Source organism: Exiguobacterium sp. EF_C8, from assembly GCF_054956715.1.
This window is the reverse complement of the sequence record NZ_CM143264.1, coordinates 1892328-1912851: the sequence shown is the minus strand read 5'-3', so window position 1 is coordinate 1912851 and position 20524 is coordinate 1892328. Positions and strand designations below refer to the sequence as shown.

At 46.2% G+C, this 20524-nt stretch carries 26 protein-coding genes; all 26 read left to right on the top strand.

Annotated elements, in window-relative coordinates:
* Nucleotides 1-20: 20 nt before the first annotated feature.
* Complete coding sequence (locus ACY2IG_RS10300) at nt 21-734, top strand: hypothetical protein (protein WP_462617885.1); 714 nt, start codon at nt 21-23, stop codon at nt 732-734.
* A gap of 190 nt (nt 735-924) precedes the next feature.
* Nucleotides 925-1881, top strand: a complete 957-nt coding sequence (locus ACY2IG_RS10295; RefSeq protein ID WP_462617884.1) for an SH3 domain-containing protein — start codon at nt 925-927, stop codon at nt 1879-1881.
* A gap of 33 nt (nt 1882-1914) precedes the next feature.
* Nucleotides 1915-2418, top strand: coding sequence for a hypothetical protein (locus ACY2IG_RS10290; protein WP_462617883.1), 504 nt, complete (start codon nt 1915-1917; stop codon nt 2416-2418).
* A gap of 636 nt (nt 2419-3054) precedes the next feature.
* Nucleotides 3055-3492, top strand: a complete 438-nt coding sequence (locus tag ACY2IG_RS10285; protein WP_462617882.1) for a hypothetical protein — start codon at nt 3055-3057, stop codon at nt 3490-3492.
* Nucleotides 3493-3594: 102 nt separating this feature from the next.
* Entirely contained in the window at nt 3595-4032 is a 438-nt protein-coding gene (locus ACY2IG_RS10280) for a terminase small subunit (RefSeq protein ID WP_462617881.1), read from the top strand.
* Nucleotides 4029-5291 carry a PBSX family phage terminase large subunit gene (locus ACY2IG_RS10275; RefSeq protein WP_462617880.1) on the top strand — a complete coding sequence of 421 codons (1263 nt, stop codon included), beginning with the start codon at nt 4029-4031 and terminating at the stop codon, nt 5289-5291. The genes ACY2IG_RS10280 and ACY2IG_RS10275 overlap by 4 nt, the downstream gene beginning before the upstream one ends.
* A 12-nt stretch (nt 5292-5303) precedes the next feature.
* A complete protein-coding gene (locus ACY2IG_RS10270; protein ID WP_462617879.1) occupies nt 5304-6755 on the top strand; it encodes a phage portal protein in 1452 nt (483 codons plus the stop codon).
* Nucleotides 6755-7675, top strand: coding sequence for a phage minor head protein (locus tag ACY2IG_RS10265; RefSeq protein ID WP_462617878.1), 921 nt, complete (start codon nt 6755-6757; stop codon nt 7673-7675). The genes ACY2IG_RS10270 and ACY2IG_RS10265 overlap by 1 nt, the downstream gene beginning before the upstream one ends.
* A 94-nt stretch (nt 7676-7769) precedes the next feature.
* Entirely contained in the window at nt 7770-8420 is a 651-nt protein-coding gene (locus ACY2IG_RS10260; protein ID WP_462617877.1) for a hypothetical protein, read from the top strand.
* A 20-nt stretch (nt 8421-8440) separates the two neighbouring features.
* Nucleotides 8441-9406: a phage major capsid protein gene (locus tag ACY2IG_RS10255; RefSeq protein ID WP_462617876.1), complete on the top strand. Its 966-nt coding sequence runs from the start codon at nt 8441-8443 to the stop codon at nt 9404-9406.
* Between the two features lie 23 nt (nt 9407-9429).
* Entirely contained in the window at nt 9430-9675 is a 246-nt protein-coding gene (locus ACY2IG_RS10250) for a hypothetical protein (RefSeq protein ID WP_462617875.1), read from the top strand.
* A 2-nt stretch (nt 9676-9677) separates the two neighbouring features.
* Nucleotides 9678-10037, top strand: a complete 360-nt coding sequence (locus ACY2IG_RS10245) for a head-tail connector protein (RefSeq protein ID WP_462617874.1) — start codon at nt 9678-9680, stop codon at nt 10035-10037.
* A gap of 21 nt (nt 10038-10058) precedes the next feature.
* A complete protein-coding gene (locus tag ACY2IG_RS10240; protein ID WP_462617873.1) occupies nt 10059-10550 on the top strand; it encodes a hypothetical protein in 492 nt (163 codons plus the stop codon).
* 11 nt (nt 10551-10561) lie between these two features.
* Nucleotides 10562-10924, top strand: a complete 363-nt coding sequence (locus tag ACY2IG_RS10235; protein ID WP_462617872.1) for a head-tail adaptor protein — start codon at nt 10562-10564, stop codon at nt 10922-10924.
* On the top strand, nt 10924-11379 hold the full coding sequence (locus ACY2IG_RS10230; RefSeq protein WP_462617871.1) for a phage neck terminator protein: 456 nt from the start codon (nt 10924-10926) through the stop codon (nt 11377-11379). Before ACY2IG_RS10235 ends, ACY2IG_RS10230 begins: the two co-directional genes overlap by 1 nt.
* 15 nt (nt 11380-11394) lie before the next feature.
* Nucleotides 11395-12384: a DUF3383 family protein gene (locus ACY2IG_RS10225; protein WP_462617870.1), complete on the top strand. Its 990-nt coding sequence runs from the start codon at nt 11395-11397 to the stop codon at nt 12382-12384.
* 22 nt (nt 12385-12406) lie between these two features.
* A complete protein-coding gene (locus ACY2IG_RS10220; protein ID WP_462617869.1) occupies nt 12407-12799 on the top strand; it encodes a phage structural protein in 393 nt (130 codons plus the stop codon).
* A 92-nt stretch (nt 12800-12891) separates the two neighbouring features.
* Nucleotides 12892-13164 carry a hypothetical protein gene (locus tag ACY2IG_RS10215; protein ID WP_462617868.1) on the top strand — a complete coding sequence of 91 codons (273 nt, stop codon included), beginning with the start codon at nt 12892-12894 and terminating at the stop codon, nt 13162-13164.
* A gap of 64 nt (nt 13165-13228) precedes the next feature.
* Nucleotides 13229-13351, top strand: coding sequence for a hypothetical protein (locus tag ACY2IG_RS10210; protein WP_462617867.1), 123 nt, complete (start codon nt 13229-13231; stop codon nt 13349-13351).
* A gap of 13 nt (nt 13352-13364) precedes the next feature.
* Nucleotides 13365-16808 carry a phage tail protein gene (locus tag ACY2IG_RS10205; RefSeq protein ID WP_462617866.1) on the top strand — a complete coding sequence of 1148 codons (3444 nt, stop codon included), beginning with the start codon at nt 13365-13367 and terminating at the stop codon, nt 16806-16808.
* Nucleotides 16808-17374: a LysM peptidoglycan-binding domain-containing protein gene (locus ACY2IG_RS10200; RefSeq protein WP_462617865.1), complete on the top strand. Its 567-nt coding sequence runs from the start codon at nt 16808-16810 to the stop codon at nt 17372-17374. Before ACY2IG_RS10205 ends, ACY2IG_RS10200 begins: the two co-directional genes overlap by 1 nt.
* 28 nt (nt 17375-17402) lie before the next feature.
* Complete coding sequence (locus ACY2IG_RS10195; RefSeq protein WP_462617864.1) at nt 17403-17777, top strand: phage baseplate plug family protein; 375 nt, start codon at nt 17403-17405, stop codon at nt 17775-17777.
* On the top strand, nt 17764-18651 hold the full coding sequence (locus ACY2IG_RS10190; RefSeq protein ID WP_462617863.1) for a phage protein: 888 nt from the start codon (nt 17764-17766) through the stop codon (nt 18649-18651). The genes ACY2IG_RS10195 and ACY2IG_RS10190 overlap by 14 nt, the downstream gene beginning before the upstream one ends.
* A complete protein-coding gene (locus tag ACY2IG_RS10185; protein ID WP_462617862.1) occupies nt 18651-18995 on the top strand; it encodes a Gp138 family membrane-puncturing spike protein in 345 nt (114 codons plus the stop codon). The genes ACY2IG_RS10190 and ACY2IG_RS10185 overlap by 1 nt, the downstream gene beginning before the upstream one ends.
* A complete protein-coding gene (locus ACY2IG_RS10180) occupies nt 18992-19345 on the top strand; it encodes a hypothetical protein (protein ID WP_462617861.1) in 354 nt (117 codons plus the stop codon). The genes ACY2IG_RS10185 and ACY2IG_RS10180 overlap by 4 nt, the downstream gene beginning before the upstream one ends.
* A complete protein-coding gene (locus tag ACY2IG_RS10175; protein ID WP_462617860.1) occupies nt 19345-20514 on the top strand; it encodes a baseplate J/gp47 family protein in 1170 nt (389 codons plus the stop codon). The genes ACY2IG_RS10180 and ACY2IG_RS10175 overlap by 1 nt, the downstream gene beginning before the upstream one ends.
* Nucleotides 20515-20524: the final 10 nt, after the last annotated feature.

The following is a 20524-nucleotide window of genomic DNA, read 5'->3' as shown; positions in this document are numbered from 1 at the left end:
CAATCAAAGGAGCTGTTCATATGTCATTACTCAAAGACGCATTCAACTGGATCAAGGAGCACGGTGAATTCCAAACAACTCAGGTACACGGTCGCACGGTTTCCGACCGTGATCTCCACGCCATCACAGCACCGACAGCAAGCGCGTTGAAAGTTCATACACTGACGGCACTCGTCGAGTACATCCAGAGTGAGTTCGACACGAACGAACCGTTGCTCATCCATATCAAGGACCCGGAGACGGTCACGGTCATGAGCAAACTCAACAGTGATCAAAATCGGAATCACTACATCCAAGCTGCCGCTTACATCCCATCGTTCCGTTTCGACTCGTACTACGATGCAGAAGACATCAACATCAAGCTACAATCCGTCTTCGTTCCGAATCAGGATCAGGCGTTGATTCTGAAGATCGTTGGTAATATCAAAGAGGACAATGTCCGGACAGCAGGAGACGACGGTATCTCGCAAGCTGTCACGATGAAAACAGGTGTTGCTACGGTCGCTGACGTGAAAGTCGTCAATCCAGTATCCCTCGCACCATACCGGACGTTCATCGAAGTAGACCAGCCGGAGAGTAAGTTCGTCCTTCGGATGCAGAACGGTCCGCGTGTCGCTTTATTCGAAGCAGATGGTGGTGCATGGAAGAACGAAGCCATCCGGAACATCGAAGATTACTTGATGAGAGAGCTTTTTGAATATAAAGAAACAAATAAACTAACAATTATAGCTTAATTAAATGAATCAAATACAAGAGGTGTCAGTTCATAAACTGGCATCTTTTATGTTGCTTAAAATTTTTTATTTATTTAACAAATTTTATTAAAGAAAAATAATTTCACTTAACATTGGTTAATTACATTCCGATAAGTAATAGTGATTTAACAGGAGGAAGTTGTATTAAATTGTAAACGGGGGAGTTTATGTGATTAAACCATTCATCAAAAAATTATTAAAAACCAAAATGTTAAAACTGAGTGTTACCTCGATAATGATCTCGTCATCATTCATAACAACGTCAGTATCAGCAGCTAATATGGAAGATTATATTACAACATGTAGTATGACAATTTACGCTAGTAAGAATACTAGAGATAATTTTGCGAAAGCGACTGGTGATTGCGAACCGGAGATTGATGGATACTACTTTCCGACTGCAAAAATCTTTAGAGTATCAGGTGCATATACTGGTGAAGTGAAGAATGGTCAGGTCCGTGAAATTGCATTAGCACAGAGTAAAAAATATGTAACTGCTTATATCACTTTTTATACAATTAACGACTTAAAAAAACCTGTTCCTACTTTTAAGCCATTCAAAGGGATTACAAATAAAAAAACAATAGTTTGGGATGGAGTTTCTAAAGCTAGTAAAAAAATAGCTGAGCTACCATCTAAAACAAAGATTGAAGTAAAGTCTCAACAATCAAATCGTTATTCGTTTACTTACAAAGGAAAAAATCGCTGGATTGATAAGGTGAACGTGGATCAAGTATTTTCTGATTTTGTAGTCGAAACGACCAGTTCGTTGAATGTACGGTCCGGCCCATCAGTTAAAGGTAAAATTGTTGGAACCTTGAAGAAAGGCACTAAGGTAACGATAAAAGGTTCAAAAGACGGATGGTATAAAATCATTCATAAAGGAAAAACAGCATACATCTCATCTGCCTACACTAAAAAAGTAGTTGTGTTCAAAGAATTCAAAGTTAAAGCGACTGACGCATTGAATGTCCGATCACAAGCATCCGCGAATGGAAAAATCGTAGGAGCAATAAAAGCTGGAACTATTGTCACTGTAAAGGCATCAAAAAACGGGTGGTATACAATTATATTTAAAGGAAAAAATTCTTTTATTTCAGAGAAATATACGACTAAAAAATACTAAGCGTGATAAACGTTTAATAAAAGGAGTTATAGAATGTCTATAACTAGTATCATCCAGTCTAAAGAAGTTATTGCCTCAATCACAACAATAGCTTCTACCATAGTTGGTGCTACAATTGCATTGTTTGCTAATGCTCAAAATCAAAGTGCTATTGCGAAAAGGAAGTATAGTGAAGAGGTACTAATAGAAGTTTATGTTCCGTTAATGATTACTATAGAAGAGCAAGCGATAATGGATGCCGAGTATGTCGGTCTACGTATTGATGAAATAGATTCGATGATAAAGGTTATAAGAAAAAAAATTCATCTTGTCGATCAAAGCCTATATGGTATTTTATACAACTATCAATGGGAAAATAGAGAATCGATAGATTATTTACCGATAGATGATTATAAAGATCAGGTATACGATTTAAATCGAGAATTTCTCAACAGATTGGAGTATGTAATGGAAAGTACAAAAAGAGAAATTGGTGTTCCTTATGATAAATCAATAAAAAGAAATAAAATAAGATGGGGAAATAAAAACTCTATTTGATAAATATGATTTTTAAACACATAATCTCTTAACTAAAAAACGTAATACATTTTTGATACAATCTTGATACAAAAACTTGCCAAATACGTGATATTCTTTCCATGTAGACGAAGCGGGTGCGACGACGGTTGCATTGTTCTACAGGACATAAGCATTACTCACATACCAGACGCCTTGTAACGGACAGGGCGTCTTTTTTGTATGCAGAAGTATCCGGGTGAGGTGATGACCTCCTCGATCATTATTACGATAGCTCCCTGCCATTCCCCAGATGCCTGCAGCTGTCGTTCTCATCCGGATATTTGTACATATAAAGGAGAGTGATTCTATGGAAAGCAAGCCATTCGTGATCTGCTGGAAGGTAGATAAGAATCGTAAGGACAAACGAACAGGAGCTGTCAGGAAAATCCCGCAAAGTGATTGGTTGAAGTATCTTTGGAAGAAAGAACTCGAGCGAATGAGATGATTCGCTTCTTGCCAACAACGTATGACGCAGCCAAGAGAGAACGTGAATCAAACACGAGGGTGGAGTGGTCGTGCGTTCTTTTCAGGATAATGTAAAAATAGGAAAATAAAGAATGTGATGATACAATATTTAGGACGGCGCAGCCGATCTTGGATACGGAGTTGATTTAGTTGAGTTGGAGAAAAGCGGTAGGACAAAGCATAGCAAAAAATATGTTTTTAAAATCTACTACTACGTTTGATGGTATTAGAAAATATGTTGAAGAAGAAATTAAAGTGTTACAAGAAGATTTGAAGGAGTACTCTGGCTCGGCAGGCGAGCTAGTGGTCAATCCGATCAACAGTGATACTTTTGAATACTTATTGCCTTTAGTCGGTGGTCAAGAAAAAGGGTTCCAGGTTCACTACAATCGAGACGGCGGATGTGTTGACATTAGAAGCGTAGACAGTATTCGCGGAACGAGAGCAAGAGTAGTACCTTATGTCTCCATTGAACCGAGGTATGATGGTGGAGTATTTCAATATTTAACTGAAGATGGGTATACAAAAAACGAAGACGTTATTCGTCCGAATGATCTTGATTCTGTGTTTTCCCATACTTTGGATTAATTCTAAGCATCCTTCGGGGTGCTTTTTTTGTGCCTTGCAACGAGCTGATGGAGATTGACCTAGTCGGTTCGTTGGAAAGCATAAGAGAGAGGAGGTGATGAGTTGGCTTCTTTGAACGCACGTCAAAAGCGTTTTTGTGATGAATATTTGATTAGCTTGAATGCAACGGATGCTGCTAAAAAAGCAGGATACAAAGGAAACTATGTAGGGCAGAATGCAGACAAGTTACTAAAGAATACTAAAATCCAATCTTATTTGGAAGAACGACTGGCGGAGAAAGAGTCTGCACTCATCGCCGATCAGGACGACATCTTAAAATTGTTGACTCGTATCGTAATGGGAGAGGAACAAGGTACGGCACTCGTAGGAGTAGGACAGGGAGCGCAGGAAGTGGAGCAGGTGCCGCCGACTAATACCGAGAAGATCCGCGCGGCCGAGATACTTGGCAAGTACTATAAACTGTTCACGGATCGTCAAGAGATTCAGTTGACTGGTGCCGTTGAGTTCATTGACGACATCTCAGGTGGCGATACGAGTTGAAGAAGCAGGTTCGTTTATCAGAGTTGCTGCCAAAAGCATTTCATAACAGCTGGAGAGCTGCCATTGATCCAAACATTCTCAACATCATTGAAAAGGGCGGCCGTGGTTCCGGTAAGTCTTCTGATATTGCCATTATCATTGCGCAGCTACTGATGCGGTATCCGGTCAATGGAGTAGGCATTCGTAAGATTGATAACACAATTGAACTATCCATTTTTGAACAAATGAAATGGGCCATCGAGGTATCAGGTGTCAGTCATTTGTTTAAGGTCAATAAATCACCGATGCGGATTACCTACATCCCACGTGGGAATTACATGGTCTTCCGTGGAGCTCAGGAACCGGAGCGAATTAAATCACTCAAGTCCGCTAATTTCCCATTTGCATTTGCTTGGCTCGAGGAATTAGCAGAATTTAAAACAGAAGATGAAGTCACGACCATTACCAACTCTTTGTTACGTGGAGAGCTGGACGATGGTCTTTTTTATAAGTTCTTTTACAGCTATAACCCGCCGAAACGAAAACAATCGTGGGTCAACAAGAAATATGAGTCGGCATTCGTAGCAGAGAATACGTTCGTGCATCACTCGACATACCTCGATAACCCGCATATCTCAAAGCAGTTCATCGCAGAAGCGGAAGCGGCGAAAGCACGAAACGAATTGCGGTACCGGTGGGAATATCTCGGTGAAGCAATCGGGAGCGGCGTTGTACCATTCAATAACCTTACGTTCCGGCATATCACAGACGAAGAAATGTCTACATTCGACAACATCCGGCAAGGCGTTGACTTTGGTTATGCGACCGATCCGCTGGCGTATGTCCGCTGGCATTACGACAAGACACACAAACGCCTGTATTTGATGGACGAATTACACGGTGTTCAAATCTCGAACCGCAAGTTGGTGGAATGGATATTAGCAAAGGGTTATCAGACGCATGAGATTATCGCTGATAGCGCGGAACCGAAATCGATAGCAGAGATACGCGGTTACGGCGTCGCGCGCATACAGGGTGCAAAGAAAGGTCCTGACAGCGTGGAATATGGCGAACGTTGGTTAGACGATCTGGAAGAAATCATTATTGATCCGAAACGGACGCCACACACGGCAAAAGAATTCGAAGATATTGATTATCAGACGGACAAGGACGGCAACCCGAAACCGCGTCTGGAAGATAAGAACAACCACAGTATCGATTCAACCCGCTACGCATTCGAGCGAGACATGCGACCACAAGCGGCAGCACTGAAATTCTAAGGAGGTGAGGATATGTCACATGCAAATGATTGGGAACGCGGTGGTAAATTACGTGGCGTTGGTACCAATCAAGGATATTCATTCGACGTTCCAGACTACACAGAAGAAATCGTGGCGCTCAAAAACAATGAAGAACGGCGGAAAGTCATCTTGAAGCTAATCGAGAAGCACAAACCCCATCGTTTACGGATGCTGAACAACTACCGTCGATACAAGACTGATGTCAGCGGTGTTCCGATCTTCCATCGTGTCTTCGAACGGGATGTCACGATCGATAACCGAATCAACAATGACTATTTCTCGGAGATCGTGGATATGAAGACAGGTTATTTCGCTGGGAAACAAGCGGCGTACAGTTACGACAAGAAGCGACCTGAATTCGACATGGCAAATGAACTGGTGTCGGAATTCCTGATTCGCAACCGCATTGCAGATGTGAACATGGAAACGACCAAGTATTGTGCCATTGGTGGCTATTCCGCCCGCTTACTCTATATCGATCTAGATGCACGGGATCGGATGATGTACATTCCGGGGCATCAGGTGATTTTGCTGAACGAGGATGGAAATATCATCGAAACCGAATACGCCATTCGCTATTACGGTGAAGAAGGGAAATACATCATTCACTTTTACGATAATGAGATGCGGTACCGATACGAGCAGGACGGCGACGAACTTAAATTGATCGAGGAAAAGATACATGGCTTTAAGAAATGCCCGATGATCGGTTATCCGAACAACGATGAATTGATGGGCGATCCCGAAAAGGTGCTCACGCTCATTGATGCGTTCGACCGCACGACATCGGACATGAACAGCGAAATTGAAGCGTTCCGTTTGGCGTATCTCTTAATCTTGGGTGCATCGGTGGACCAAGCAGCGATCACAAACATGAAGGACACGGGAGCACTTAACATTCCTGGTTTAGGTGGCGACAAGATCGACGCCCGTTTCCTTGAAAAGAACTTGAATGATGGGGCAATCGAGAACCATTTGAACCGCCTACATGATGCCATCTACCGTTTCAGCGGTACACCTGACTTGGCAGATGAAGCATTCGGCGGAAATCAAAGCGGGGAATCACTCAAATTCAAGTTGTTCGGCATGGAAACTAAATGCGCTCGCTTCGAACAGAAGTTTAAGGCAGCAGACACCCGCATGTTTGAAGTCTTGGCATCTAAATGGGCAATCGAAAACATCGTCATTGATCCGTTTAAAGTCTTCTCGGAATTCAAACGGAACTTCCCGAAAAACTTGCTGAATGAAGCGGATGTCCTCACGAAACTGAAAGGTAGCGTGTCGGAACAAACACGACTAGCGCAAGCGACCTTCATTGATGATGTCGAATATGAAATCAAATTGATGGAGGAAGACCGTGAAATCAACGACGCATTGATGGTTGATCCGATAACACCGAAACAACCGACGCCGCCGGCACAGCCGAAAGAAGTTGATAAGTAATGAACTGGATTCAGTTCTTTGATTTCTTATACAAGCAGCTGACACGCAGGGAACAAGACACCTTGCTTCAGATTCGACGTGAGTATGAACAGGTAGTGTCGGACCTAGTGAAAGAGTTAGGTGGCATCTTCGCCAAAATCCAGGACGGTAAATTGTCCTATATGGATATCGTCGCCTATAGAGACATTCAGCGTTTGCAACAACAGGCATTCGCACAGGCAAACCGATTAGGGAAGTTCAATCGGGATGCCATTCAAAAGCTGCTTGATGATTCATATAGCTTGTCGTATTCGTGGATGTCATTCGGCATCGAAAAGGCGATTGACAAGACGCTTGCGGGTGCATCCCCGCGGACACCGGAATTGCTGGCGCTCACACAGAAGAACCAGATTGAAAAATTACGGTTAAGCAAATCACTCGAAAAGTCCCGCGTCAAGATCACCGCTGATATCCAAGCGGCGATCTCACAGGGATTGGCACAAGGGCAAGACCTTCACCAGATGGCGGCAGAGATTCAACGTGTGTTCACGATGGATTACAACCGCGCTTTGATGATTAGCGAAACAGAAGTCCACCGCATTCGGGAGCAAGGTTCATTCGAAAGCGCCCAAAACGCAAACGCACAGGGCGTCGAGATGGTCAAGTATTGGGTGAACATGGGTGATGAACGAGTGCGCAAGACACGCAAGGCGAATCACCGCGTGTTACAAGGGCAGAAACGGGCGTTAGACGCGCCGTTTGATCTCGGTAATGGTATTAGTACCATGACACCGGGAAACAGCGGTACGGCTTACAATGACATCCGTTGCCGCTGCTTTGCTCGTTATGAGGTCGTCGGTATTAAAACGATCGGTGTTGCAGACGGTGAAGCGGCGGTGAAACAGCGGTACAAGGAATGGCAACAAAGCAAGGCAATATAAATTTCTTGCGGGTCATCAGGTCTAGGACGTGAAAGCAACGGTTTACGGGGCGGAAGCGGGTTAGGGTGGTGAAACGCATAAAGGAGAATGAACCATGAACATCAATCAACCACGTTTCGCATTACGTTTACCAATCCAATTCTTTTCAGCTGATACAGGCGGTGGCGCTGATGGAGATACGGGCGGCGCTGGCACTCAAGGCAGTGACACAGGCAATGCCAATTCAGGCACAGATCAAAGCGCTGGCGGCACTACAGACCTGTTCACACCGGAGCAACAGCAAGCAATTGATGCCCTAATCGAAAAGGCGAAAGATTCCGTCACGAATACATGGAGTCACCGCACGAGATCACTAGAACAGACGATTGAACAACTCAAAAGTCAGGGCATGACGAAAGAACAGCTGGCACAACAAGCACAAGAGAAGTTCGAAAAAGCGCAAAAGGAACTGATTCGTGATAAATCACTGTTCTACGCTTCACAGAAATTGAACGAGCAGAAGCTAGATGCCCGCTTGCTTGATTTCGTCGTGACAACAGAAGGAGAAGACGAGGAATCCCGTCAAGCTGATATGGACGGTAAAATCCAAACCCTAACGGATGTCATTAACACCCTAGTTGCTGAACAAGTTCAATCGAAGTTCAAAGAAGCGGGTTACAATCCGGGGAACGGAAACACGGGTGGTAATGCTAGTGGTTCAACATCACTCATTGAAACGATCCGCAAGAATCAAATTAAAAAATAACGAAAGAGGGTACAACACTCATGGAAAAATCGAAATTCGCACTTAAATTACCAATCCAGTATTTCGCAAAACCGACATTTACACCGGATAACGTGTTGATGTCTGACGCAATGACAGGGAGCGTACCGAAACAATACGCAGTCGAAACGATCGGTGAAGTCGTGGCACAATCCGCGGTCATGCAACAAGCGGAATTCGAGCAAATGGATAAACTCGAAAAAGAAATCACATACCTTGCAGAAGGTCCGGGGGCTTACTGGGTAAGTGAAGGGGAACGCATCCAGACTTCGAAAGCGACTTGGTTAAAAGCTAACCTGGTTGCCAAGAAACTAGCGGTCATCCTTCCTGTATCTAAAGAGTTCTTGCGTTACAACTTGCCGACGTTCTTCGAGATGATGCGTCCTAAGATCGCGGAAGCATTTTACACGAAGTTCGACCAGGCAGCGTTGTTCGGTACGAATTCACCGTATGCAACAGGACATAACATCCTTGCAGCTGCGACAGAAGCAGGGAACACAGTTGCGCTTGATGATTCCGCGCCGCTTTACACGCAATTAAACGGATTGCTCGGGCTTGTCGAAGACAGTGAGATTGATCCTGACGGAATCGTTACAGTTCGTTCGCTCAAACAGAAATTCCGCGGTGAATTGGATTCAGCAGGACGCCCGATCTTCACAAAAGGCGACGGCACAGCACCGGACGACATTCTCGGATTGCCACTTTCTTACGTTAGCGGTAAATCATTCGACAAAACAAAAGCGGTTGCCATGACAGGCGACTGGAACATGGCTCGTTTCGGTATTCCGCAAGACATGGAATATGACATCTCAACACAGGCTACAATCTCGACAATCACAGACGAAAACGGCGAAGTTATCAACCTATGGGAACGTGATATGGTTGCGCTTCGCGTGACTATGTATGTCGGATTCATGGTCTTGAAAGACGAAGCGTTCGCGGTTCTTACACCAGACGTAACACCTTAATCGATAGATAGGAGGGTCATACAATGGCTGAAAAAGATGAACTAATCGTCATCGAGCGTGACGGTCAAGAACTTGAAATTGATGAACGTCGATTCCGCCTGTTTTATAAGCCGCTTGGCTGGGTGCGGAAAGAAGTCAAGGAATTGACGAAACCGGAAGTCATCGAAGAACTGAAAAAGCGTGAAGCGGATTTCGATCCGAAAGCAAAGGTCGGGGAATTACGCGCCTTGCTCGATGATCTGATTGCCACGGAACAAAAGGGTGAGTAATCATGAACCTAGACGAGTTAAAAGCACTGTTAGGGATTCCGCTTGATGATTTGACGCAAGATGTCAGATTGGCGCTTTTCCTTGAATCCGGCTTGCTTGCAGCACAAGAACATTGCGACAAGCTGGATTTCATGAAGTTGATTGATCCTGTCACTGGAAAACTCGTCTTGCCGGGTCCCGTAAAGCTAGGGATTTCAGAATGGGTCAAAGCAACGCAAGAAATGGGCGAACGTGGCGACGTGGTTTCCGAATCAATGGCGGGCATGTCTCAAACGTTCTCTAATGACACAACACAGGCGTTCCGTGGCGCGTATGGTCATTGGGCGCCCTATCATTCGGCAATCCGCTTCTTTCCGGTGTGAACCATGAGGGCGCGGATTCGTGTGAAAGACCGAAACCGATTACCGCAAGCTATCTCGAGCGCAGAAGCATTCGACGGCAAGCGGATTCGGGTCGGTTATTTCGGTGAGGGATTCACACAGATGTTAGCGGACATTCACGAATTCGGATGCACGATCCCCGTCACGGATAAAATGCGGGGATTCTTCCGGTTCAAGTTCGGTATCAGCTTGAAGAAATCGACGACACAGATCAAGATTCCAGAACGTTCGTTCATTCGAGCGGGTTGGGATCAACACGGACCAGAAATCGTGCGCAAGTATAACGAACTAATCGGTGCCGCGATCATGAACGGAGTGTCACCAGAAGCTTTACTTTCCGCGCTGGCACTCGAAGCACAAGGCAAGTTGCAGGAATTCGCCCGTGATTTACGCGATCCTGCAAACGTCGGTTTAACAGTCGATCAGAAGGGTTCTAGTAATCCGCTGGTCGATACCGGCAACATGATTAATTCGATGGACCATAAGATTGAATAGGGGGTGGCGTTGTGTCGATCATCTATCGTTTCAAAAGATTAATTGATAAATACAGCGTCCCTTTCTCTATCGAGATTGTGGGCGCTAGTTATTATGACGATATCGGGGAGAAACAAACCGCCGAAACGGTCTGGAAGGACGCTAGAGGGGCGTTAGTTCCTTTAGGGGATAGACAGATTACTCAAAGCGGCGGAACGCTCACTGAAGCCGATAGAACGTTATATTTCACCGGTGCGAAATTAGAGAATGGAACACGCATCCGACACGAAGATAAAATCTATCATGTCTTGCGCGTCAATCCACATGAGACGTATGGGGATTTCAATTCCTATACCGTCAAATATGTGAGTTCATTCGATAAGGTGGTGGAATGATGGATTACGAGAATATCAAACGGATCATCATTAAGCACATTCGAGACAACACAGGGCATCTTGTCATCTTGCAAGCGTCGAACGACAGTCAACCCGCTTATCCGTTTTGTGCCTACACCCTGACTTCACCGTATCTACCGAAAGCAACCGCGGAAATCGACGGACAGTTGATTGAGGACATCGAACTGGTCTTCTCGTTCACTTGGCATTCGGAAAGGGCGACAGAAGTTCAAACACTCTCGCATAAAACGGCTATGTTGTTTAAATTGTCGCAACATCGACAGGTGTTAAGTGACCAGGGCATTGTGTTCGTCAAGATCGAAGGGATTCAAAGCCGTGACACGTTCCTAAGTGTGGATAACGAACGGCGGTACGGATTAGATATCCGGTTCCGCGTCCGCTATGTAGAAGGTTCAGACGGTGAAAACATCGAGTCGGTAGAAATACCGCAATAGGGAGGAAAATAAATCATGGCACTAAAAGACGTGAATGTAGTTATTAATCTAGCATCACCAGCGCCGATGATCGGTCTCGGTCGTCCGTTGTTGCTCGTTGAAAAAGTCGGTACACCTTCATTCAAGGAATACTATTCGCTTGATACGCTTGCGGTAGACTTTGCGGAAGGAACAGAACCATATGCGAAAGCGGAAACGATCTTTAAGCAAGCTAACCACCCGGAAGCAATCTCGGTTGCGACGTATGAGACAGGCGCACCAGATTCAGCGTTGCTTCAATACGCTGATCGTGAATGGCATTTCGCTATTCTTGTTGGCGGGGCGTCAGCAGAACAAGTCAAAGTCGCTCAATTCATCGACGGACTAGACTTCAAGTTCTTCGCGGCTCTCGTTGACGATGATGCAGGGCGTGAAGCGTTAAAGACTTACAAACGCACTCTGGTATTCGATCACCCGATTGCAAATGAACATTTGGATGCAGCCGCGGTCGGTTCCCTCGGTTCCCTTCCAGTCGGTTCAATCACATGGAAGTTCAAAGGCGGTTTTGCTGGGATCACAGCGCGTCATCTTTCATCAGGTGAGTTGGCGGAAATCGAAACGGACAATGCCATGGCTTATGTAGTCAAAGCAGGAAAAGGGCAACTGTCTAACGGTATCACGGGTTCTGGTGAATACATCGATGCCCTTCACGGGAAAGATTTCGTGAAAGTGACGATGGAAAATGAGATTCAAACTGCATTACAGAATGCACCGAAAGTTCCTTATGATAACCGTGGTATTGGATTAATCGAGGCAGCCGCTACAACCGCGCTTCAACGGGCGTACACACAAGGAATCATTGCAGAAACGGGAGAAAAGTTACCGGACTACACAATCACGGCACTTTCTCGCGGTGAATCCGATCCGACAGACCGCGCAAACCGCGTGTATAAAGGTCTTTCATTCCGATTCGCTAACGCTGGCGCAATCCATGAAGTTGAAGTGTACGGACAAATTGAATTGTAATTAAAAGAGGGGGTAAAGAATCATGCCGGAAGTTCGCACATTTGATGCACGAGAAACATCAGTCAATATCAATAACCGATTCGTTACAGGATTTGCAGAAGGGTCATTCGTCGAGTGGGAAAAGGACGAGGACAACTTCAACTCAAAAACAGATGCGCTCGGAGATACAGCGGTGGCGATTACGAACAACAACACGGGTACAATCACCCTCACGTTGTCGCAGACATCGCCTAACTTGGCGCAATTGAAACGACTTGCAAACGCTCGTACCGTTTTTCCAATCTGGATTACGACGCCAGACGAAAAAATCGGTGGGACACAAGCAATGTTCGTCAAGTCGCCGTCTGGTGGACTAAGTGACGAGATCGAGGACCGTGAATTTGAAATCCGTGTGTTTGATTACAAAGATCAATAAGAGACAGGATGCGCCGGGAAAAATTCTCGGCGTATTTCATTGTATTGAAAGGGTGACAAAAAACTATGGCTAGTAAAAGGGAGATGCTCAAAATGGCAAAGACAGCACAAGGAACACAAAAGACAGTAACAATCGGTGATGAACAAAAACAATTCACGTTGCAACATCCAGGCGTTCGAGAGGGTGTCCGCATCCGTGACCGCGCAAAGAATATGAACGGTCAATTGGTCGAAGAAAAATTGTACGAAGAATACATGAAACACGTCATTGTCGAACCGCGGGTGAGCTGGGAAACGGTCGAAGAAATCGGAAACACAGCTTTCAACGAGTTGATGAAAGAGGCTTCTGACTTTCTTATGGGTTAAACCGTTCCCGAAAGCGGTCTATGCTCGGGAAGTCGCTCGGGATTGGGCGTTTTGGCAGCTAATCATGAGTGAGAAATTCACTTATACGGAAGTCTCTATGATGGACCCGCACGAAATCCGAATGGCTGCCGTTGCGCTCGAAGAATACCGCAAGTTGGAACAAAAGGAGTCGAAAAAGAAAAAATAGGGAGGTGCTAGACATGGCATTGCGTGAGAATCAAATTATCGTCGATATTTTGGCGAACGCCGATCCATTGCGCGAGATTAACCACCGAATCAACGAGGTTACACAGAACACCCGGGATATGGCGGACAACATCAACCAGACAACGGGTGTGTATACTCGCGGTTATCGTCGCATGGGTGACTCGACGAACTGGATGATGATGCAAACACGGGGCATGTCGCAGGAAGCATTACAAATGAAACGGGAAATGCTCGATGCATACAATTCCCAACGAGCGGCTATGATTCCGTTCCGCAATCAGTTAATGAAAGCTGAATATGACATGTTCAAGCTGACAAAAGCCGCTGATACATATAGCGGATCAACGAACCAATTTATGCGAGAAGTTCAAAAAGCAGGGCTGGCACACAAAAAAATTACCGACGCTATGATGGCAGCCGATAAAATGGCGAAAATGGGCTTTATCCAGGGTGTCGGACAAATGCTCGCACGATCCACACAAGCAAACAAGATTGCGGCCAACTTTGACCGTATGAGAAATCCACTTTATCAGGTCAATAAAGGGGCACTTGCAGTTGCAGACGGCATGAACCGTATTGCGATGCAGGGGCAACCGGCAGCATTGGCACTTCAAATGCTCGGACCTACGGCAAACATGAAGCAGCTAAATGAAATGTCCATGATGATTTCGCAAGGTCTCATGCGGATGCAGATGGTCGCAATGGCCGCCGCAGTTACATCGGCACTTCTCTATTCCTCCTTACACAAAGCCGCAATGAAAAGCGTTGCGGGTTATGAGGAAGCCTTTAACCGGATGCAAAGCGCTGTTCGAAAAGCGTTTGAACCGATGGTGCAGGTGTTTGGCGCGGTCATGAAACAAATCTACAACTTCATTACGACGATCGCTAATCTAGTATCAGCATTCAACGAAGCGCATCCGGCAACGGCTCGAATGCTTCAAGGGTTCTTGATGCTTATTCCAGCGCTCACGTTGATCCTTTCACCGCTTACAATCGGTATCGGTCTAATCATGGGGATGAAAGCGGCGTTTGCTGCTGCTTGGATGCTTATTGGTCCGCTCGTCACTGGTCTTGCTGCCATGTCAGGAACGGTCTATCTCGTCGCGGCGGCTATCGTCGGTCTGGTCTCTGGATTCCGAAAAGCGTATCGAGAAAACGAAGCATTTGCAAAAATGGTCGATTCGCTTACAAGCAAAATGGGTGGCGGATTCCTGAAAGCCATGACGGCGGTCGGTCATGCGATCGTCACGGTGTTTGGTGCTCTGACAAACGCATTTGCTTCACTGTTCGTATTTCTGTTCAACGTTGTCACACGGATTCAAGCGTTCGCAGTATCGTTCCAGAAAGCGCACCCGATCTTATACAGGGTTGTGCAAGGATTGTTAGCGCTTGGTATCGCGGCAAAACTCGTCATGGTTGCCCTATCGTCACCGGCAGTCCTGGCGTTTGGTAGTGCCTTGCTTGCTACACTTGGACCGATCCCGCTTATCATCGGTGGTCTGATTGCGCTCGGTGTCGCACTGACAACGCTTTATCAAAACAACAAGATGTTTGCCAATGCCGTGAATTCAGCGTGGAAAAGCATTCAACAGGTCGCACAGTCGGTCTTTGGTTGGCTTGCTAAATTCCTGGCGCCGGTATTCAACCAGTTGGTTCAACAAGCAACGGCATTCGCATCTGCTATTTCTGCCGCGTTCAAGGGAGATTTCAGCAAGATTGGTGAGATTTTTGCACAAATCGTTCCGTCTATCATCGGTTTCTTGGTCGGTGGGATTCCTGGTCTTATCATTGCTGCTTCTCGCTTCATTCCAGCAATCGCACAAGGCATTTCGTCGAATGCCACACAATTATCGGGAACGATCGGACAAGTTGTCCAAGGTATTGCGACATTCCTAGTCACGCAAGTGCCACAATTCGTGAATCAAGGCGTGAAAATCATCACCAGTCTAGTCCAGGGGATCGCACAGGCGCTTCCGCAAGTCGTCACCGCGCTATCACAGGTGGTCTTGATGCTGGTATCGAGCATTGGTCAATTGCTGCCGGTTCTCTTACAAGCGGGAATGCAGATTTTACAAGCCCTCATTGCTGGAATCGTCACGCTTTTACCGATTCTGATTACAACCGCATTTAGCATCCTGCAAGCATTAATCACTGGAATTCTAACGCTTTTACCGACGCTGATCCCGGTTGCCATGCAGATTATTACAACGCTAGTCAACACAATTTTAACCTTGATTCCCCAACTCTTAACGTTAGGGCTTCAATTGATCCAGGGATTGCTTACAGGAATCATACAGGCGTTGCCGATGATTCTAAACGGAGCGCTTCAAATCATTATGGCAATTGCGAATGGAATCATGGTCAACTTGCCTTTGATATTGAACGCCGGGATGCAAATTTTGACCGGATTACTCAACGGAATCATGCAAGCACTGCCGCAACTTTTGACCACAGCGATGACGATCATCATGCAGCTGGTCACGACATTGACAACCCTATTGCCGCAACTGATAACGGTCGGGATGCAAGTCATCACACAATTAGTGACCGGCATTACGCAAATGTTGCCACAATTGGTGACGATGGCAGTCAACTTGATTACGCAGCTGACGAACACACTCATTGCGAATTTACCGCAAATCATCAATGCGGGAGTGCAAATCCTGACGTCGCTGATTAACGGAATCATTCAGATGTTGCCACAATTAGTAGCGGCGGCACTTCAATTGATTGTTGCGCTGGTTCAAGCGCTCGTTTCCAGCGCACCACAATTGCTTCAAGCAGGCGTCCAATTAATCCAGGCGTTAATAAATGGGATTCTGCAATTGCTCGGTGCAGTCGGAGAAGCCGCTATGAGTATCGGAACGAGCATCATGGACACGTTATCTAGCATTGATTTAGCGGGTATCGGTCGAAACATCATCGAGGGTCTGATTGGTGGTATTTCGAGCATGGCGGGTTCGGTCGCTAGAACGATTGGTGACATTGCCAATACCGTGAAAGATGGGATCACCGGAATTCTCGGCATTGCATCCCCTTCGAAAGTCATGATCGAGTACGGCGGATGGACGTCGGAAGGTCTTGCGCTTGGTATGGAAGACAACTTGCGGATGGTTCGCGAGATGTCTAAAACGGTCGCATCAGCAGCTATCCCGCCAACACCTAGAATGCCGACTCTACCGAATCCAATTCCAGCGCCGCTCATGCGTACTCAAAGCATGTTAACGGTCGCTAACGAAGGGATGGGCGGTGGTTCCGCTTACGGTGCGAGCACAACCAGCAACAACAAGACTGTTCGAATCGACTTCAATCCGACATACAACATCACGGTAAGTAATGATAGTGACGGCGCATCCGTTAAAGAACAGATCAAACAAGCGAATGACGACATGTTCAGCCACTTGCAAGATTTGTTCGCAGAGGAGGTTGATTATTAATGGCTAAACTCGGAAAGGTACTCATTCACGTTGAAAACGAGAACGTGAATGAGGCGGTCCGGGTGACGGAATACCCGGTTGAAAAAGGGGCGCCGATTTCAGATCACGTCGAAAAGACGTCACCACAATACACATTCACTGCCTACTTGCTTGGCAAAGATCATTCAACTCGACTTAGAACCTTAGAAAATTATATGAATAACGGTACGATCGTGAACTATGTCGGTCGTACCGCCGCAACCGCGGTACTGATTACGTCGATTGACAGGGACTATAATTCACAGATTGCGAACGGAGTTGCCCTTACGGTTAAACTTCAAAAAATCCGCTTGTCGAAAAGCCCGTGGGTTAAGAAGAAAGCACAGAAGCCCGTGACTCGGGGCGGAAAAAAGAAACCCGCATCGAAAAAACCACGATCAAGCCCGAAACGGTATCACCGTGTAAAGCGTGGGGAAACGTATTGGCTCATGAACATCAAATACGGGACGTCCATTTCTCAATTAAGGAAATGGAACAAGTACCCCGACCGGAGAATTCCGATTGGTGTGAAATTAAGAGTGAAATAATCATGCTTATTAGGGAGTAGGTGAAAAAATGGGATTAGCACAAGAAGTTTACGATATCATTCCGATTGATAAGACAGCACTTCCAGAACAATTCGACATTGATTTAGCGGATGAATTGTTCACGATGCAAGTCAACTACAATGAGACGGGTGACTTTTTCACCATCGACTTGTATACAACGGGTGACAGCGGGGAAGACGTTGCGATCATTACGGGTGAAAAGTTGATGCTGGGTCGTCCGTTATGGGCAGACGTTTCCCGTGTTGATCTACCAGCACCGACACTGATTCCGCTCGATATAGGTATGAATGCCAAACGGGTTTCCTATGAGAATTTTGGGGAATCCGTTTTTCTTTATATTGCGGACGGTAGCGGGGAGGAGGAAGCGGATGAAACGGACTGAACAATTCGGACGGGTCAAACGGGTTTCTTTTGAAAGTGGCAACTATAAGGCGACATACACCAATGAAGGAGATGACGGGCTGGAAATCCGATTCGAAAATCCTTTTGATGACGATTCGAAGCCGAACGAAACTGAAATTCAGTTGTTTAACTTATCGAAAGATAGTACGTCCAAAATCAAACGAGGCGTCCGCTGTACGTTACAGGCGGGCTACCGGGGAGAAGTCGGGGTCTTGGCATCCGGCATTGTTTCTAGGTCTTTCACGAAGCGTGAGGGCGTTAATAAGGTTACATCCGTTTTCGTGTTAGAAGGGGATGACTTTTCCCGGATCAAAGTTACGTCAAAAAACGCTGATCCTGCTGAAAAATATACGTCCGGTAAGAAAAAAGGACAGGACAAGGAACGGAAATTGCAAATTGCGTTCAAGAAGGGAACGAAAGGTTCCGTCATCATCAATAAACTGGTGAAGGTGCTCGGCATCAAGTTAGCAGCACCACCGAAACTGACACGCGACAAGATTTATAAGAAAGGCTACACCGTCACGGGACTGATTCTGAACAACTTGGAAGAAGTCGTGCGGGATTGCGGGTCGATCCTCTATTATCGGCGTGGTCGTCTTGTTGTTCGTCCGTTACGGGAAGGATTTGACGAACGGTTCACAGTGAGTGAGGAAACTGGTCTGATTGCTTCACCCGAACCCTATGAGGATGACGGGGAACGAGGCATCAGAATGAAAATGTTGTTACAACACCGAATCACGGTCGCAAGCATCGTGACAGTTAAATCATCCACGGCAAACGGAACGTATCGTGTTGTCCGCGGAAAGCACATTGCTACATCGGATGGATTCTACACAGAAGCGGAGATGATCTAATGTCAAAACATGCACGATTTTTCGATGAACTGAAACGATCGGTCCGCTTAGGAATCCATACGACGGCACCTGCTCGAGTGGTCAGTTATAACGCCGGAAAGAAAGAAGCGGACATCGAATTGCTATTCATGACCGTGTATAAGGATGGTTCAACGGAACGGTACCCACTCATTGAAGGGGCGCCATGCCTAAAACATATCGGAACACTTTCTAAAAATGATATCGTTTTTGTCGCGTTTGCTGAAAGGGCGCTCGACAATCTTCAAACTAAACCGTTCGATCCCGATGCTTCTAGGATGCACGACATTCGAGATGCGGTTGTATTGGGGGTGCTGGAACTATGAGAACACTTAAAGTCACAAACGGTGATTTAGTTATTAACAACGGCGATTTCGCTATGATCCAGGAAGACGAAGAACTAGCGCAATCGGTCCGTATGAACATTGAAGCGGCACAAGGAGAATGGTTCTTAGATTTAAATTACGGTATGGATCGTGAACCGTTCGAGACAAAACCATTCAACGAGGAATCGGCGCGGCTTGCGATTGTCGAAGCGGCAACCGCAGATGGACGGATTCAGGCAGTTGATCGATTGGAACTAGTGCCGGACTTTAATTCCCGCCGGTTGTCGGTATCGATGACACTGATTAAAACGAATGGTGAAGAAGTCCAACTGGGAGGAGTTGAAATCTAATGGGGCTTGATGCGAAAGGATTCAAAAAGAAGAATTACAGTGAGATTTATGAAGAGATGGATATTAAAGCCCGCGAACTGTTCGGGGATGACATCAACACTTCTGAACGGTCGCCGCTTGGTATTCTCATTCGTTTGTTCGCCTGGTTCCATTCGAAGGGGTGGGAATTAGCGGAAAAGGTATATAATTCCGCTTTTGTCGGCAAGGCAGAAGGTGTGCAACTGGACTATCTAACGCCGCTCTATAACACGCAACGTAACCCGGAACAATCATCTATCGTTGATCTATCATTCACAGGAACACCGAATTTCACCATCCTGGAAGGTACACAGTTCACCACGGACAATGATATTTATTTTGTACTGACGCAAGACGTTCTATTGAATGCCTCGGGTGTCGGTAGCGGGTCCGCCGTTGCGTTATTCCCTGGCGCGTTCGGCAACGTTCCTGCTAACACGATCACGATTCAAGCGGAACCATCCGCCGATGTCTTGACGGTAACAAACCCGCTCGGATCATCAGAAGGACGAGACATCGAGACCGACGCTGAACTGGTCGCCCGGTTGCTTGATTCAACCGCGGGGAACGGTTTCGGTACGACCAGTTCAATTCGCGCTGCCATCCTGGAAGTTCCAAACGTCCGGGCGGTATCGGTCATTGAAAACAATGAAAATACGGCAGTTGGTGGCAATGACCCAAAGTCGATTCATGCGTATGTGCTCGGTGGCGACGCCCAGTCCATTGTAGAAGCCATTTACGAAAAGAAAGCCGCTGGTATCAAACCGATGGGAACGCAAGTCAGAACCGTGTATGATGCTTCCGGTAATGCTCAAACGGTGCGGTTTGATTATGCAACGCAAGTCAATATTTATGTGGAAGTCGATGTGACAACGAACGCTGGTTTCCCGGTGGATGGCATCACCCTGGTAAAAGATGAAATCGTGCAATTGATCGGCGGTACCGCAAGCGACGGCACAATCTATGTCGGCTCTCAAATGGGGGAAGACGTCATTGTGTCACAGCTGACACGGGCAGTATTCAACATTACTGGTATCGACGATGCGAAAGTAAGAATCGGAACAAGCGCCGGTACACTCGGAACCGCAAACCTTGTCATTGCGGATAACCAGGTGGCTCAAACCGACACAGGGAAAGTGACGGTGATCTAATGGGCATCTT